The organism is Clostridium sp. CF012 (assembly GCF_018861755.1).
GTDB lineage: Bacteria > Bacillota > Clostridia > Clostridiales > Clostridiaceae > Clostridium_AD.
On record NZ_JAHLEF010000022.1, the window covers coordinates 17,589 to 34,790 of the forward strand.

The 17,202-nt window shown below is 32.1% G+C and carries 14 protein-coding genes; 2 read left to right on the forward strand and 12 right to left on the reverse strand.

Going from position 1 to position 17,202, the window contains the following annotated elements:
- Window positions 1–28 precede the first annotated feature (28 nt).
- From KPL50_RS17305 to KPL50_RS17340, 8 genes are all read right to left on the reverse strand, one after another.
- The gene (locus KPL50_RS17305; RefSeq protein ID WP_216299797.1) at window positions 29–850 is read right to left on the reverse strand and encodes a metallophosphoesterase; all 822 of its coding nucleotides are present in this window, start codon (window positions 848–850) and stop codon (window positions 29–31) included.
- 172 nt (window positions 851–1,022) lie between these two features.
- Window positions 1,023–2,723, reverse strand: a complete 1,701-nt coding sequence (locus tag KPL50_RS17310; protein WP_216299798.1) for a methyl-accepting chemotaxis protein — start codon at window positions 2,721–2,723, stop codon at window positions 1,023–1,025.
- Window positions 2,724–3,065: 342 nt separating this feature from the next.
- Entirely contained in the window at window positions 3,066–4,802 is a 1,737-nt protein-coding gene (locus KPL50_RS17315) for an FAD-binding oxidoreductase (RefSeq protein WP_216299799.1), read from the reverse strand.
- 24 nt (window positions 4,803–4,826) lie between these two features.
- Window positions 4,827–6,389 (reverse strand): FGGY-family carbohydrate kinase, encoded by a 1,563-nt coding sequence (locus tag KPL50_RS17320; RefSeq protein WP_216299800.1) that lies wholly within the window; start codon window positions 6,387–6,389, stop codon window positions 4,827–4,829.
- Window positions 6,382–6,759 carry a DUF1667 domain-containing protein gene (locus KPL50_RS17325; protein ID WP_216299801.1) on the reverse strand — a complete coding sequence of 126 codons (378 nt, stop codon included), beginning with the start codon at window positions 6,757–6,759 and terminating at the stop codon, window positions 6,382–6,384. Before KPL50_RS17325 ends, KPL50_RS17320 begins: the two co-directional genes overlap by 8 nt.
- A gap of 15 nt (window positions 6,760–6,774) precedes the next feature.
- Window positions 6,775–8,031 (reverse strand): NAD(P)/FAD-dependent oxidoreductase, encoded by a 1,257-nt coding sequence (locus KPL50_RS17330; RefSeq protein ID WP_216299802.1) that lies wholly within the window; start codon window positions 8,029–8,031, stop codon window positions 6,775–6,777.
- The gene (locus KPL50_RS17335) at window positions 8,018–9,760 is read right to left on the reverse strand and encodes an NAD(P)/FAD-dependent oxidoreductase (RefSeq protein WP_216299803.1); all 1,743 of its coding nucleotides are present in this window, start codon (window positions 9,758–9,760) and stop codon (window positions 8,018–8,020) included. Before KPL50_RS17335 ends, KPL50_RS17330 begins: the two co-directional genes overlap by 14 nt.
- A gap of 86 nt (window positions 9,761–9,846) precedes the next feature.
- Entirely contained in the window at window positions 9,847–10,569 is a 723-nt protein-coding gene (locus KPL50_RS17340) for a GntR family transcriptional regulator (RefSeq protein ID WP_216299804.1), read from the reverse strand.
- A 184-nt stretch (window positions 10,570–10,753) separates the two neighbouring features.
- Between KPL50_RS17340 and KPL50_RS17345 the strand changes: the two genes are divergently transcribed.
- Window positions 10,754–11,026 (forward strand): hypothetical protein, encoded by a 273-nt coding sequence (locus KPL50_RS17345; RefSeq protein WP_253200681.1) that lies wholly within the window; start codon window positions 10,754–10,756, stop codon window positions 11,024–11,026.
- Window positions 11,027–11,168: 142 nt separating this feature from the next.
- Here KPL50_RS17345 and KPL50_RS17350 read toward each other — a convergent pair whose 3' ends face one another.
- From KPL50_RS17350 to KPL50_RS17360, 3 genes are all read right to left on the reverse strand, one after another.
- Window positions 11,169–12,833 carry a hypothetical protein gene (locus KPL50_RS17350; RefSeq protein WP_216299805.1) on the reverse strand — a complete coding sequence of 555 codons (1,665 nt, stop codon included), beginning with the start codon at window positions 12,831–12,833 and terminating at the stop codon, window positions 11,169–11,171.
- Between the two features lie 2 nt (window positions 12,834–12,835).
- Window positions 12,836–13,621: an ABC transporter ATP-binding protein gene (locus tag KPL50_RS17355; RefSeq protein WP_216299806.1), complete on the reverse strand. Its 786-nt coding sequence runs from the start codon at window positions 13,619–13,621 to the stop codon at window positions 12,836–12,838.
- Window positions 13,622–13,694: 73 nt separating this feature from the next.
- Window positions 13,695–15,242, reverse strand: a complete 1,548-nt coding sequence (locus KPL50_RS17360) for a methyl-accepting chemotaxis protein (RefSeq protein ID WP_216299807.1) — start codon at window positions 15,240–15,242, stop codon at window positions 13,695–13,697.
- A 389-nt stretch (window positions 15,243–15,631) separates the two neighbouring features.
- Between KPL50_RS17360 and KPL50_RS17365 the strand changes: the two genes are divergently transcribed.
- Window positions 15,632–16,165, forward strand: coding sequence for a GNAT family N-acetyltransferase (locus KPL50_RS17365; RefSeq protein ID WP_216299808.1), 534 nt, complete (start codon window positions 15,632–15,634; stop codon window positions 16,163–16,165).
- Between the two features lie 81 nt (window positions 16,166–16,246).
- On the opposite strand, the gene KPL50_RS17370 is transcribed toward KPL50_RS17365, so the two are convergent.
- A complete protein-coding gene (locus tag KPL50_RS17370; protein ID WP_216299809.1) occupies window positions 16,247–17,107 on the reverse strand; it encodes a YitT family protein in 861 nt (286 codons plus the stop codon).
- Between the last annotated feature and the right edge of the window lie 95 nt (window positions 17,108–17,202).

Below are 17,202 nucleotides of genomic sequence, written 5' to 3' on the forward strand. Positions count from 1 at the left end.
AAATTATTTTTTCCGCATCAGTTCCTTATTATTCCAAAACAATTTCTAAAATTTCTGGCATAGCAAAAAATCTTATAGGCAGCATTCCATTGCCTATTCCACGGGTTAATACTATATTTCTATTTTCCTCATGCACTATCTTCTTCAAATACTTTTGACCATATTTAGAAGATGTGTATGGTGCATATAATCCAAAAAAATTCATTTGACCTCCATGAGTATGTCCAGATAGCCCTAAATCATAATTAATCAAGTTTTTATAATCGCTGAAAAAATCAGGATTATGAGATATAGCGATAGTAAAATCATTGCTTCTTTCTTTAAGCATATTAACTTCTGGATTTCCTTCAAATAAATCATCTATCCCAATTAGTTCTATACTATCTTCGCCAATATTAATAATTTCCTTTGTATTTTTAAGTAACTTAAAAGAACTTGAGTTAATTTCATTTAATAGCGCATCCCGTCCATTATAATAATCATGATTTCCTAGAACAGTATAAATTTCTAACTTTGCTTTAAGTTTTCTTAATATATCAAACTCTTTATATAAATACTCACTTACATCTCTCTTACTTTTTACTGAAATATCTAAATAATCTCCACCTATTATTATAATATCTGGCTCTAATTTATTAATTCTATTGACTACATTTATCAACCTTTTGGACCTAAAGAATCTTCCATAATGAATATCGGATATAAAAATGATTTTAAAATGTCTAAACCCTTTTGGTATCCTGCTATTCACAACTTTAATCCTTCGAACTCTATAAACTTGAGCTTCTATTAGAATCCAGAGTGTAAAAAAAAGTATTAAAAATGTTACAATGTAAAATATATTAGTCATCGATTTGCTCCTTTTTACGAATTTCATCTTATTGTAACACATGAAGTCCACTTCCAACATCTTTAGTATTTCCCAAATCTTTAATTATATTTTTACTTATCAGGTGTTTAAAAAGCTGTCTCAATTTTCTTGAGACAGCTTTTTATTTTCATATATTCCTTAGTTATTCACTTTATAGCTTGAATTTATTACCTATTTCTAGTATTTCTTTAGTCATAGAATTTAATATATATGAGGTAGCAGAAACTTCTTCCGCTGAAGCATTTAACTCCTGTGAAGCCGCTGCAATTTGCTGTGAAGAAGCAGATATTTCTTCTGCAACTGAAGAACTTGATTCTATTTTATCAATTATAATATTTTTATCTTTATTTATAATTAAGATGGAATCATTGACTTCCACAATTCTAGGAATTACCTCACTGACTGCCACGAGTATTCCTCTAAAAGAATCAGTTGCGCAGTTAATAGCAGTAACTTGATTACTTATTTCTGATTTCATTAAATCCGTAGATCTAATAATAATCTTATTTTCAATAGAAATAGTATTAATAAGTTCATTTATACTCTGAGATGATTCATTGGATTGTTCTGCTAACTTTCTAATTTCATCAGCTACAATAGAAAATCCTCTTCCAGCCTCACCAGCTCTAGCAGCTTCAATGGCAGCATTCAACGCTAATAAATTTGTTTGGTCGGAGATAGCCTTTATATAATCCGTTATCTCGTTAATCTTGTTTAAATTAACGCCTAAAACATTAAACCTAGTGGTAAAGTCATCAAAAGCTTCCTTAACCTTTTTAATTGAACTTACTAAAGACTCCATTCCTTCATTGCTTTCACTTGCCATAGTATTTATGTAGCCAGAAGACTCATTTACATTGCTGATTTTCTGCGCAATTAAATCTATTTCACTTCCAAAACTATTTAATAATGCAGTAATGTTCATCATATCACTAGCTTGCGTAAAGGTCCCACTTGCAACTTCTCCAATTGAATTTGCTATATTTTCTGATACAGAGCTCATTTCATTAGAAATGCCCAATAAATTATTGGAAGAAGAGTCTACCATCTTAGAACTACCCTGAATCTTTTGGATAATTTCCTTTAGATTTAAGATCATAGAATTAACATACTCAGCAATTTCACCAAATTCATCCTTAGATTCTACTATACACTCACCATCTAAGTTGCCCTTTGCTACTGAATTTAAGGACGTAGAAATTATACTTATATTTTTCTTTAGCGAATTTACAAAAATAACTACAAGACTAATTGCTAATATCAAAACTATAATATTTATAGCTACTATTTTTGACATTAAATTGTTAATACTATTGTTAATACTCGCCTTATCAACACCTACAAACCAAATTCCAATTACTTTTTCCCTAGCATCTTTAATTGGAACATACTTTGCTTGATATAAACTATTAAGTATTGTAGCTTCACCAACATACTCTTGTCCACTATTTAAAACTATAGTGGCTACATTGGCAGAGACCTTAGTTCCTAGGGCTCTTGTACCATCTTTTTGTAGAACATTAGTTGATATTCTTGTATCTCCTAAAAATATTGTGGCAAGATTACCCGTATTTTTTTTAACAGTATCTACAAAATCCGTGTCCTCATTTATTACTTTATCTCCTTTATACAGAACACCTCCTTCTACCTTCCAATCTCCTGGATATTTCTGAGACAATAAAGAGTATCCTACATTACTAGTAGAATTCAATTGACTTTCAATATCTTTAAAGGCTAGGGAACTCACTTCTTTATAAACGATTACTAAGACAAGTGTACTCAATAATACTAAAATAGAAATAAATATACCTAAAATTTTACCTCTTAACTTAATGTTAGAATTTATCTTCATTATTCGATCTCCTTCTTTTTTGTATATCATACTTTTTACAATCTCTGCTTATATTCTATAGACATTGCAAATATCCTTCAAATTTATACATAACATGATAAAATACAAGATAAATCCAGTTACCTGTTATTCTACAACTCAATATTAGAAATCGATTTAGCATATTTTAAAATCAATAAAAAAAACAGATTACTAGGCTACAATCTGTTTTTTAAGATTATTAGATTTGTTAAATCATTATCTGAGATGCTGCAATATTAACGACTTCAGAAGGAAATTTAGAGTGTAGTAACATTATATGGTAGCAATAATACTCACATATAATCATAATTTTATAAGTTACTACTGCATCCTAGTCCCAGGTACCCTCTTTTTATCGCAAGGTAAATCAAGTCCAATAGTTCCACCAGGATTCATTATATTGTTAGGATCAAAATGATTTTTTAGTGCTCTATACACCTCCATTTGATTTTTCCCAATTTGATCTTCCAGCCAGGGTGCAGTCATCTTGCCAATACCATGGTGATGACTCATTGCTGCTCCATATTTTTGTATGTTATCTAATATTCCATATTGATAATCTAGATATTCATTTATATTATTTATTTTTGCTATGAATATGAAATACAAGTTTGCTCCTTGTGGATAAACATGAGACATATGAGTCATGCATATAGTATTCGGTCTGCTCTTGCAATACTTCCTTACCCCTTCGTGTACGTCTTTCATAGTATCCCAGGTCACACTACATTCTAGCGTATCTGTCATTATTCCATAGTCTTGAAGGTCTTCTCTCATGTATGGATCTCTGAATCTTCCTTTTTCCCAGCCCTCCGTTACATATTTAGTAGTATACATGGCACCATATTTTTTGCATATCTTATGAACACTTTTTTTAACAACCTTTGTAAATTCCTTTTCTCCATCAGTAAAGCCAAGGAACATGCACTTTTCACCACTTTTAAAGCCTTTCATTTCCATGATTTTTTCAATAGGTGTACCTTCTACTCCATAGAGTTTCATAGCCACATCTGTTTCCTCTGGGTCTGAGAGTCTAAACACAGATGGAAAACCAAATTGACCTTGCATTATTTCTCTAGCAGCATCCATAGCATCTTGCCAGTTTTTAAACATATAAGAAAACTTCCTTTGATTTTCAGGCATATATTTAAATATTTTAAGTGTTGCAGAGACTAAAATCCCAAATGCACCTTCACTACCCATCATTATTTCATCAATGGATGGACCTGTTGCATTTGCTGGATATTCCTCAGTTTTGATTATTCCTGCTGGGGTAACATATTCTTGACAAATAACCATATCTTCTATCTTCCCAAAGTATGTGGAATTTTGCCCCGCTCCCCTTGTAACCACCCATCCCCCTACCACTGAGAATTCAAAGGATTGAGGGAAATGTCCGCAAGTATATGCTCTTTTTGCATTAAATAGCTGCTTTGCATTATTTAGCGTCTCTTCTAATTTAGGACCAGACATCCCGGCTTCTACAGTTATTGTTTGATTGATTTCATTAAACTTAATTACTTTATTCATATGAACTCTCATATCAAGAGTAATTCCTGACTTTGTACACTCAACACCTCTAGTTACCGATGAGCCTCCACCATACACATAAATATTTATCTTTTCATTATTACAATATTCCACTATTTTTTTTATATCTTCCTTGTCCCTTGGATGAATTACTATGTCCGGTACATTTTCAGCAATTCCTTCCCTTAGTCTCATAAGGTCAAGCATTGTCTTTCCATACGCTACTTGAAGTCTTGAATACTCATCTTCAAGTACATTTTCTATACCCACCATTTCCTTAAATAAATCTATTTGCTTCCTTGTAAGTGCAATTTGCAAGTTAAATGAAACTTCTTCTAATCCCATTTTCTGTTTTTGTTTAAAATCCTCATCTGACATATTAAAGGTGCTTTTCATAAGCTTATAGAGTCTCCAGTTAGGATGTTTAAATTCTTTTGGATTTCCCCATCTTAAAATGGACCTATAAGACTTTTCCGGGGCCGTTTCTTCATACCAATCTGGTGTAAAGCCTGTGTATTTTTTACTCATAATTTATTCCCCCTTGAAACTGTTTTATATATTAGGATAGTCAGTGATTTTCTTTATTTCCTTGAACAAACTTTCTAGCTTTGGATATATTTTGCAGTATACTTTTTTATATAGTTTTCTGTATATTTCTGTATTCTCACTATCTGGCTTAAAGGTACTAGTATAATGAACCATACTTTTTACCGCCTCTTCATAACTTTTAAATATTTTCAGACCCACAAATCCATTTATTGCTGCGCCAAGTCCAGAAGTTTCATAAGTTTGTCCGCGAAGCACAGTTCTATTAAACATATCAGCAGTTATTTGGCATATAGCATCACTTTGGGAACCCCCACCAGAAACTATTACTGTTTTTACTTTTATTTTAGATTTCTTCTCTATCTTATCCAGTCCTTCAATTAGAGCATAATTTATTCCTTCTATTATTGCTCTATAGATATGGGCTCTAGTATGAACATCCCCAAATCCAATAAGTGAACCTTTGGCCTCTAGCATCTTGAGTCCCGGCCCCCAAAATGGCTGAAGTATAAGACCTTGAGATCCTGGAGGAATATCGTTTAATTTTTCATTAAGTATACTCTCCGGAGATATTCCCCTTTCTTTAGCCTCTACCACTTCTCTAGCACAAAACTCTTTTTTAAACCAACTTATCATCCAATATCCTCTAAATATTTCCACCTCAGGATTATAATATCCTGGTCTAGATGCAGGATAAGGTGGCATAAACTGAAGAGGCTCCATATAAAAATCTGAAGTAATTTGAACTGTGGCAGTAGTTCCAAAACTCATGCTAGCAGTAGAAGGGTCTAGGCACCCTACTCCCAATGTTTCACAACCTTTATCTGAACCTGCTGCTATAACCGGTGTATCTTCTTTAATTCCAGTTTCTTCAGATGCATTAGCTGTAATCCCTGAAATTATTTCTCCAGGCACAATTAAATCATATAGTTTCCCCCTTTCTATTCCAAACATTTTCCACCTATAACTGATTTTAGACTTTGGCCAACATTGGTTTTTATAATCAAAGGGTATATGACCAATCTGACTTGCTATAGAATCTGCAAATTTACCAGTTAGTTTAAAAATAAAATAGCCTGATAGTAGAAGATATTTATGTGTGCTTTCCCATAATTCTGGTTCATTTTCTATTATCCAATTGGATTTTGCTTTTCTTCTTGTCATCTCAATTGTCTTATCCATTCTAATAGTCTTAAAAAGAGCATTATCATAAAATGCCAGCGGCTCTTCACATTTTGCCATTCTTTGGTCCAACCATATTATTGCTGGTCTTAGTGGTTTACCTTCACTATCAACTATAACTCCAGTATCCCTTTGAGTTGTAACTGTAACTCCAATAATTTTTTCAAAGTCCTTAGGTAGTTTTATCTTTAGTGTTTTACAGGCAGTGCAACAATTATTCCAAAAAACATCTGGATCTTGTTCTGCCCATCCCGGCTCCTTAGAAAAATAAGGTTCAAATTCCACCTTTTCTTTCCCAATTATGCTTCCACTATCATCAAATAGTATTGCTCGTACACTTTGAGTACCACAATCAAGAGTTAAAATATAGCCCCCATTACTACTCATTCTTTTCCTCCCCCAATAAATAGTACAAATCAGAAGTTGCAATTACATTTACACCTGTATCACCCACATTTTCTATTACCACATCACCCGCATGCACTGGCATGCCAAGAGATTTTGAGTTTATCTCAGCCATTACATTAAATATATCTTCTAGTGGAACTTCTCCATTTGTTCTTACCGGTAATCTCGGAACTTTTTCAAATGTAGTCTTTATTGTTGAGCATACACTTCTTCTTGGATTCTTGATTTCGTTTATTGCAAATTCCCTTCCCTTAGGGCATTTATTACCTTTTACCTCATATTCCTGCCCCACCATTTCAACTGTTAGGCTACAACCCTTAGGACATAATATACATGTAAAGTTTTCCATCTAGATACCCCCCCTTTAAAACGCTTCCATTAAAATTTCTACCTTGCCACTAGAAAAATCAACTTCTAAATCCAAATGAGCCCTTTCCATTTCAGGTGGTTTAAGCTTCATATATCTTTTTGTAAATAATATATTATCTCCTGATTTAATGATAACCACCATATTATCTCTAACATCCCTAGATCTAAAATACAAAACTGCGCTTTTATTTTTAGAGTTTATATCAATTTTTTGAGGCACAACATATAAAAATTCACTCCCAAGCATTTTTACATCTATAAATTTACGAGCAGGAGTTCCCACAACATAATCACAAGCATCTTCTCCCGCAAGTTTTCCACTTTCAGAAACATAATCCACTAAATCGTTTACATGCAATGCATTTCCACAAGAAAACACACCTTCCACGTTGGTCATGAAATTCTGATCTACCACAGGACCTTTGGTTGCATAATCGAAGTTAACTCCTAGCATTTCTGCTATTTCATTTTCAGGTATTAAGCCCACTGAAAGTATTACTCCATCACATTTTATTATTTTTTCTGTTCCTTTTATGGGTTGCATTTTTTCATCTACCTGAGCTATTTCAACTGCTTTTACCCTGTCATCTCCAATTACCTTTGTTATAGTAGTTGATAGATGAAGGGGGATATTAAAGTCATTTAAGCATTGAGCAACATTTCTGGATAGTCCAGACGGAGTACCTTTCGCCTCATAAACTCCCAATACCTTCGCACCTTCTAAGGTAAGTCTTCTTGCCATTATAAGACCAATATCTCCACTGCCTAAAATCACACAATTCTTGCAAGGTAGATACCCTTCAATATTTACTAAATGTTGAGCAGTTCCAGCTGTTAATATGCCTGCAGGTCTTGTACCGTTTATAAAAACCTGCTTCGCAGTTCTTTCTCTACACCCACTGGCAAGTATTAATGATTTAGTCCATATACGTTCTACACCATTTTTTGAGTTTACCACAGTAAGCTTAAACCCATCATCTGCTTTTTCTACGTCAATCAAAAAACTATTCAGAAGCATTGGAATATTCTTTTCCATAACTAATTTTATAAACCTTTCTGCATACTCCGGCCCAGTTAATTTTTCTTTAAATGTAACCAGTCCAAAGCCATCGTGAATACACTGTTTTAGTATTCCTCCTAGTCTTTTTTCTCTTTCAATTATTAGGGTGTTCATTCCCTTATCAAAAGCTGCTATTGCCGCTGAAAGACCAGCCGGACCGCCACCCAAAACTAAAACATCATATTTCTTCATTCATATTCACCTCATATTCAGCACTGTTTTTTGTTTCTTCTACTAATATATTTGAGTTATTTCCTTTCTTGGTTATAGCTGTCATTGCTAACCCTGTCTCCTCAGATAATATATTCATAACTACTGGAAGACAAAAGCCGCCCTGGCATCTTCCCATACCTGCTCTTACTCTTCTCTTAATTCCATCTACTGTATATACTGGTACTATGGAGTTAATTACATCTATTACTTCACCCTTACTTGTTCCCTCACATCTACAAACAATTTCACCATAGTAAGGATTTTCTTTAATTATTTTGCTTCTGGTTTCATAGTCCATCTTACTTAAATCTGGAATAGCTTTTCTTCTAGGATTCCAGTTTTCTTTTGCCTTAACTTCCATAACCTCTGATAAAACTTTGCAAGTTATCCTTTCTATTTCTTCTGCTATAGCAGGTGCTGAGGCAAAACCTGGAGATTGAATTCCAGCTGCATATACTAGATTTCCAACGCATTCAGACCTTTCAATGACAAAATCCTCTTCATAAGTAGCAGCCCTTATGCCAGCGCAATAGGTAATTACATCAGAAGGACTAAAACCTTTTATTATAGGAAAATGTTTTTTCATTAGTGCATTTATATTATTCATGTTAGTTGTAAAATCTTCAGTAAAGGGTTGCTCGTAGGCATCTGGGCCAATTAACACATTTCCATCTACTGTTTTTACTATTCCTCCGCCCTTAGTATTTCCCGCCGATAACGCTAAACTTGGTTTTGCTATAACTCCATTAATAAGTCTTCCCTTCTTTTTATCAAGAAAAATTATTTCTCCTTTTCTTGGGTGAATAGAAAAGAATTGATCGTCTACCATATCTGCGATTTTATCTGCAAAAACGCCAGCAGCATTAATAACTACTTTTGGAATTACAGTTCCCCTATTTGTTTCTACACCTATAATCTTTTCATTATTCTTCTTTATTGAAAGTACCACAGTATTAAGTGAAAATTCAGCACCATTCTCCACTGCATTTTCTGCATAAGCCACTGTCATCTTGTAGGGAGACGTTACTCCTGTAGTATCAAAATGAATAGCTCCAGCAATTGGCACTGCAATATTGGGTTCTCTTTTAAGTACTTCTTCCGCTGATAAAAACCTGGCCCCAATTACCCCCATTTTTTTAGCTCGTATATTTAGCACAGGTTTCGACATTGCTAGCCATTTATTATCGTATAGAATACTAGAACCACATCTGATAACGGGTACATCCAACTCCTCAGAAATTCTAGTATACATTTGATTTCCTTTAACATTAAATATAGCTCTTTTAGACCCTATTCTACTTTCAATACCTGGATGAATCATGCCATCATTCCTAGAAGAAGCATGCATTGCCAAATCCTCTTCCTTGTCCACAAGTAAAATTGTAAGCTTCCATTTAGAAAGTTCTCTTGCTATAGAGGAGCCCGTTATTCCTCCACCAATTATTAGTACATCAAACTTTTTACCATCTAAAAATTTATCACAAAGTCTCGGTTTTCTCATTTTTGGTATTTCTAAATTATTAACCCTAAGTCTGTTTACTACACCTTTATAGCCTCTGTTTGTACACATTTTCCCTGCACTAATTAATTCATCCCAAGTTAAAACCATACCTTCTATCACAATAGAAGAATGCCATTCCCGAAGATGAACATCTAGAGATACTTTTTTTCTTATCTCATTTTCAAGTCGACGCAAACTATTACTCAAAATAATCACCCCTTAACATTAGGACGTCCGAACCTCTCACCCTAATCATAAGTATATGAATGTTTTAAATATTTTACAACCTATTTTTATAAGTTTTCTATAGGAAAAGAATATATATTTTCTGGAACAATAAAATTCAAATAGAAAAATGGCTCTTCAAGACCATCAATATAAATCCATCTCTGCATATTCAAAAGTTTTATATTTTTTTCTAACCTAAGTTCCTCAATTTCTTGTTTTGTTGGTATTTTGAGTTCAATAATTTGATTTACCTTCACAATATTAAGTTTCAAATCCTCAATTATGATTTTTGCCACAGATCCACTAAGGTCATATTTATTAAGCGCCTCTTTATATTCATCTTTAAAATAAGAATGCTCCACAGCAATAGGTATACCCTCTGCATACCTTATCCTTTTCATATAATAGCAGTCCTTCACTTCTTTCCACTTCATAATATTCAAAAGTTTTTTATCTGGTGTAATTGTTCTGTTATCCACAATAATATTCTTTTGATTTATCCCTCGAGCTTTTAATGAGAATGATAAACTTATAAGCGGTTCAAATCCCAGCGATGGCTGTACTCTACCTACAAAAGTACCTATTCCCTGTTTCTTATACAAATAGCCTTGATTTTCAAGTAAGGATACAGCCTGCCTTACAGTAGCTCTACCAACCTTGTAATCCTCCATAAGTTTTATTTCTGTGGGAATTTGAGAATCTATCTCCCAGGTGCCTTCTTTAATCTTACTAGTTAATTCTTCCTTAAGTTGTATGTATAATGGAACATGCATCTCTCTATCTAACACTATATTCACTTCCTATATTTAGTACCACCCACGTGGCAGTGGCATCTTATTAACACTTATTTTCACTATATAATTATAGCATAAATCAACCCCATTATCTGTAACATTTCTATAATATTCGGAATAAAATGGAAGTGGAAGTTTTTTTATTACTTAAAGATAAGTAAAAAGGGGTGTATTAATTTTGGAAAATAATAATCAAATTCAAGTTAGGGATGTCAATGATCAACCAATGGTTTTGGGAGATTGGATAATTACATTTTTATTGCTTGCAATACCTTTTGTGAACATAATCTTATTATTTGTTTGGGCATTTGGAAAGGATGTAAACAAGAGTAAGAAAACCTATTGTCAAGCTGAATTAATTGTGTTAGCATTTGTACTTATATTATATCTTGCGTTTTTCGGTGCATTTTTTGCAAGTATGATGAATGGTTTTGATTCTTTTAATTTATAAAAAAAGGAGATAATTAAAATTATCTCCTTTTTCTGTAATCATTCGAGTATCAAGCATTTATCTATCCTGCTTGATTTCATCAGCTCTTCAATTATTAAATCAATAAATTTTTCTCTATACATATTTTTCCCATACACACACTTTACATCTCTATGTCCTTCCATGACTCCTTAAAGCTAATTTTCCAAAGTACTACATTAACTATCAAAAGCACCACTACATAAATTCCAACAAATATTATATTATTTCTAATAGCTATATGAATTAAAGCAAATACTCCAAGCACCAAACCTGTGACTATGGATGGTATTATAAGCTTACCACTATCTGTTGTAGCAAACTTTATACTAAAGGGCAATGCCTTATCTGATACTTTAAAATACACTAATGATGATATTAAAAGAACTAAAAACATTACTATTAAGTCAATAATTATTGATGGACCTTTTAATATTGTGAACACTATAGCCTCTAATATAAATATCGGCATTATTAGTTTGAATATAGCTCCTTTTACTGCCCCTTTTAATATTACTCCCGGATTTTCTATGGGTAATACCTTGTATATAAACGCCCCCTTATAATTATCACTATTATTAATAAACGCTGTAGAAAAGCATAGCAGAAATATACTTATATACATTAATAAATGAATTTTCCCATCATAGCCAGTTTGAATATTATTCATAAAGGATTCACCATTTCCGTTATCTATAAAGATAAATAGTATTGGCATAAATAAAGCCATTGCTAGAGACGGATACACCTTAAGCTTCAAATTCCTTTCTGTTGATATCATGTTTTGAGTGAATTTAAACATACTCTTTTCAATTTTATTCCTGCAAACGATTCTAGCTATAAATTCTTGAATATTTTCACTTCTCTTACTTACAGCCCCACCATTTTCATTTAATTTTTGAAGGTTCTTTTCAAAATAAGGTACTACTTTTTCAATGTAAAGTGCCATTAGGATAATAGGTCCGAGTATTGCAAGTGTACACAAAAATATTAAAAATGGCTCATTATTCCCATCGATATATATTCCAAAGGGTGATGCAAACCACATGGATGGAAGTAGAGCGTGGTAAAATTTAGGTATATATTCAACATTCATATTTTTAAGATTAAAAACCCTAGCACCCAATTGATACCCAAATGCAAAGAGAAAGGCTAATAGTATTTGAAAATAGTTTATTATATCCTTCAGTTTTTCTCCATCAAAAAACTTTAAAACAACGGTATATAAAAGTGCTGTAAAAGCTATAACTATTAATACTATAAGTATGTTTTCCAGAGCAAATAACACAAAAAACAAAGCTCCATATTTTAATGTACCAATCACTAGGGGAATCAAATTTAGTGACAATGATAAACCCATTAAATAAATACATATATGAGTAGTTTTTGCTGCATTAAATGTCTTACTATCAATGGGTTTAGGTAATAATATATTTTTCTCTTTTACATCTAAGAGCACTGCAGAAAAATCAGATATCATAAGAGAAATCATCATAAATAGGTTTATCCCTATTACAATATTAGTAGATATCATAGCTGGCATGTTACCCGTCATTATGAGTCCAATAAAGATACTTATAAATAAATTAAAAAGCAATAAGAATAGATAGTTATTGTTTCCCTTATTCTCATCTGTTTTTTTATTATTTCCCATAACAGTACTTACTCTACGACCATCCATTGTTAGTTTTAGTTGCAGGATTATTCTCATAGTCTTATAGTTAACCCCTGATCTTTTATATAACCATTGAAATTTATCTAATATCTTAAGTATGGTGAAATTCTTCATAATTACACCTCGCAAACCAAAGAAACAAATTCATCAGCAATGACTTCATGATCATTGAAGCCTGTTAGCTGATTGAATATTTCTTCAAGTGAACCTTCCTTCTGATTATTCTTAAGCTCTTCAAAGCTACCATCCGCAACTATTCGTCCATTATTTAAAAGTAATATCCTATCACTTACCTTCTCTACAACATCCATTATATGAGAAGAATAAAATATTGTTTTTCCTTGCTTTGCAAGAGTCTTCATAACCTCTTTAAACACCATAACACTATTAGCATCTAGTCCACTTAAAGGCTCATCAAAAAATAATATATCCGGATTATGAATCAAACTACATATTATAAGTAGCTTTTGCTTCATACCTTTTGAATATGAGGATATTCTTGCATTTATAACAACCTTAATTCCAAATAAGTCCATCATCCTTTTCGCTCTCTCAATAAGTTTTTCCTCCTCTAATCCATATATTTCACCTAAAAAACTTATATACTCAGAAGCAGTTAAGTTTTCATATATATCTGCAAACTCTGGTACGTAACCTATTTTCTTTTTATATTCTATGCTTCCGTCACTTATATCTTGTCCTAGTATTTCTACTGTCCCCTCATATCCTTCTAAAATCCCTAGCATTATTTTTATAGTTGTACTTTTACCAGCACCATTAGTCCCTATATATCCTATTATCTGCCCTCTAGGAATTTCTAAATTTATTCCATTAAGCACCTTAGTACTCCCATAGCTCATATATAAATCTTTAATTGATATTATGCTTTCTGAATTTCCCATTTTACCCTCCTAATCTCTAGTTCTTCATTAATCGAGACCCACATATAATAAAATAATGAATCTATAGCCATAATTATATGAATCTATCTATTAAAAACCCATATTGAATAATACCTTTTGTTTTAAGCCTAGGACATGTTAGGAATTTCCAGAAGCTATCCGTCATTTCTGCTTTAATAAGTGGGGTAACAAAATTTTCTCTCCTCTTTTCAAGTACCTCCTTGTCTTCCGCACTAAATCCACATAGATTGAATCCAATATCACTTACACTTGAAGATATATAAATTGTTCCAAATTCATCAGTTATAGAAACTGAATCACAACCTAATTCACTCTTAATGGTATCTAGATCACTTTGCTTAAGCTCTCTATCAATATCAATTTTTTGAAGATGTTTACCAATTTCTAATAAAGATTCTACATTAATTGTTCTTTCGGATATTTTTTCTTGAAGGTATGAACTTTCTCCTAATGCTTCATTAGCTAAAGTATCCATTGCTATAAGTGAATTACTCACCTCCTGTGAAGAGGCACTTATCTGTTGGCTAACAGCGGAAGTCCTTTCCGTAATAGCTGCAAGAATTTCTATATAGCCCTTAATTTTCTGGTTATTTTCACATAGCGTTTCATTTGTTTTTTTAACTTCTTTAAACTCATTTGATACAGTGTCTATAATTTCATATATAGCAGACAATGCTGAAATAGTATCCTTTGTAATATTAGTTCCTATTTCAGTTTTTATCTGAACTTCATCCATCATTTTTCGTGATGTGGTTATATCCTCTTGGATGCCCTTTGTTACATGAATAATATTAGTTCCAGCCTCTTTCGCTTGATCTGCAAGTTTTTTCACTTCACCCGCAACTACCGCAAACCCTCTACCACTTTCCCCTGCTCTAGCTGCTTCAATAGCTGCATTTAGTGCGAGTAAATTAGTTTGATCAGCTATTTCTAAAATCGAGTCAACAATATTATCTATTCCAGAGGATTTTTTTTCTAGCCCATCAGAAATTTTCACAACATTATCTACTGCTGTTTTTATCTCGAGCATTTGATTATTCATTGACTTAGATGCTTGATTGCAGCTTTCAACTTGCAAATTAGCCTTTTGGCTAACTTGATATGCCTTATCAACTTTATCACTTTGACCATTGACATTAGAAACAATTTTTTCAAGTAAATTAGATATTTCCATTACTTTTGCTTTCTGATTGCCCATGTCACTGGCTACATCACTTATAGCCCCTGATATTTCGACCGAGGCCTCCTTAAGCTGCGAAGAAATTGTAACTAGACTTTTCATAACTCTAATAACTTGGCACGAAGAAACTAATAGTGATCTGTTTAAATTAGCCATAAATTCGACTAATTTTTTAACGATAGATGGTGTTTTTTCTGTCAATGTCAATGAATCACTTTTTGCAGCTTTTACCAAATCTATTTCTGTCTTTGTGTTGTATTCCTTTGAGCTTCCAGAAGAGCCTATTATTTGATAAATAATAAAATTAGCTATGACTCCTAAAAATAAGAACAGGCTTGCTAATAGTGTATTTAGAAAAAAGATAGTAATTGTCTCTATTACAATAATACAGTTTAAAATAAGTACTATTTTTTTTGTCATAATAAACACTCCTTTTGTAGTTTAATAGAAATTGACTTACAAATTGCTTTGTGCAAAGTAGGACTGCTACAATTTCTAATGAAATATTATATCAATAATTAAAGTAATTCGATACAAACCATAATTTCCCTTCAAGAAACCTTATTTATTTCAATTTTATTACTTTACAAAATTGGTATTTTATTTCAAAGGAGCGCAATTGTTATTGTTAATTCAATGATAATGCGCTATTATTATTATACATATTAGGAAAAATACTAAAGTAGCCTATGATATAATAATGCTTAATTACCCTCTCTATATTTAAATTGAAAAATTTAAATATAGAGAGCAGCACGTATATAGAAATATTACTGTTACAATTGAGAAATTAGAGGGAGCTGGTTTAAATGAAAAAAATGTATTTAAAAAATGGGAAAGAAGCGATTATAAGAGAGGCTTCAAAAGAAGATGCAAAGATCATGATAGATTTTTATAATCTAGTTGGTGGAGAAACAGATTTTCTTTCCTTTGGGAAAAATGAATTTGTGAGAAATTTAAATGAGTATGAGAATTTTTTAGAAAATACCCGCAAAGAAGATAATTCAATAATATTGCTTGCAGAAATTGATCATAAGATAATTGGTATAGCCACAATTAATTCTAGTCCTAAATCTAGATTTAAGCACGTAGGCGAATTTGGAATAGTTATAGCAGTGCAATATTGTGATCTAGGACTAGGCAGGAAAATTATAGATTATCTTATAGAGTGGGCAAATGGAAATGGCGTCACTAAAAAAATAAGCCTTGTGACTAGTGAAAATAATTATAGAGCCATGGAGTTATATAAAAAAGTTGGATTTGAAGTCGAAGGTATACTTCAAAAAGATAATTATGTAAATGAAGTTTATGGTAATACAATTATGATGGGGTTGATTCTTTAAAAAATGAATTCAACTTTAAAATAGAGGTAGGGGATAAATATTTATCCCCTACCTCTATTTTCGTAAAGTACATTAACTGTTCTATATTAAATCATTCTTAAACCCCTTTCCCCTTACTTCAGATGCATCAACTGTTATCATAAAAGCATCCTTGTCTATTTCTTTAACAATTAATTTTAATCCAGGGATCTCATGGAGTGGCACTGTGCAAAATAATATTTTTTCATGCTTACCAGTATATGCCCCTTCCCCATATAAATAAGTAACTCCTCTATGCATTTTATACAAGATTTCGCTACAAATTTCTTTTTCTTTTGCAGTAATAATAAGGACTAATTTTTGTGTTCCAATTCCAATTATTATTCTATCAGTAACTTCAGCGGTTATGAACATAGCTGCTATAGTATATAGCGCACTGGTTACTCCAAAAAAGAATGTAGCGATACTAACAATTACAATATTTATACAAAAGGATATTTGTCCTATTTTAAAGTTATCATGCTTCACTTTTATAAGTGCTGAAATAATATTGACTCCTCCTGCGGACCCGTGATTGCTGAATACTATTCCTATGCCAATTCCGTTTAGTGCTCCACCGTATAAACATAATAACAAGGTATCCGTTGTATTAATTACACCTTTTAGTGGAGCTGTTAAAATTAAAAACAGTGAAAATGAGATTGTACCTATAAATGTAAGAATAGTAAATCGTTCGTTAAGAAATTTATAGCTTAGAAATAATAATGGAATATTTAATAATAAAATCGAATATCCAGCGGGAAAGTCAAATAAATATTGAATAATTAAAGCTATACCGGAAGCGCCACCACTTAAAAGTTTTGCTTTGGATATAAACAGATTAATAGCAAGTGAAGATATCAAACTTCCTACTACTATTAAAAAAATATTCTTAATGATGCTTTTGTTTAAATATTTAGGCATTCCGTTTCCACCCTTCGAATAAAATCTACTTTTCAGACTCTTATAATATTTTTTTCATATTTATTTGTGAAAACACAATGAATATTAACCTACTT

Excerpts from the sequence above, each read along its gene's own strand:
- KPL50_RS17355 (WP_216299806.1), bottom strand. The coding sequence starts at position 13,621 with ATGGGAAATTCAGAAAGCATAATATCAATTAAAGATTTATATATGAGC.
- KPL50_RS17330 (WP_216299802.1), bottom strand. The coding sequence starts at position 8,031 with ATGAAGAAATATGATGTTTTAGTTTTGGGTGGCGGTCCGGCTGGTCTT.
- KPL50_RS17320 (WP_216299800.1), bottom strand. The coding sequence starts at position 6,389 with ATGAGTAGTAATGGGGGCTATATTTTAACTCTTGATTGTGGTACTCAA.
- KPL50_RS17365 (WP_216299808.1), top strand. The coding sequence starts at position 15,632 with ATGAAAAAAATGTATTTAAAAAATGGGAAAGAAGCGATTATAAGAGAG.
- KPL50_RS17310 (WP_216299798.1), bottom strand. The coding sequence starts at position 2,723 with ATGAAGATAAATTCTAACATTAAGTTAAGAGGTAAAATTTTAGGTATA.
- KPL50_RS17305 (WP_216299797.1), bottom strand. The coding sequence starts at position 850 with ATGACTAATATATTTTACATTGTAACATTTTTAATACTTTTTTTTACA.
- KPL50_RS17370 (WP_216299809.1), bottom strand. The coding sequence starts at position 17,107 with ATGCCTAAATATTTAAACAAAAGCATCATTAAGAATATTTTTTTAATA.
- KPL50_RS17325 (WP_216299801.1), bottom strand. The coding sequence starts at position 6,759 with ATGGAAAACTTTACATGTATATTATGTCCTAAGGGTTGTAGCCTAACA.
- KPL50_RS17360 (WP_216299807.1), bottom strand. The coding sequence starts at position 15,242 with ATGACAAAAAAAATAGTACTTATTTTAAACTGTATTATTGTAATAGAG.
- KPL50_RS17315 (WP_216299799.1), bottom strand. The coding sequence starts at position 4,802 with ATGAGTAAAAAATACACAGGCTTTACACCAGATTGGTATGAAGAAACG.
- KPL50_RS17350 (WP_216299805.1), bottom strand. The coding sequence starts at position 12,833 with ATGAAGAATTTCACCATACTTAAGATATTAGATAAATTTCAATGGTTA.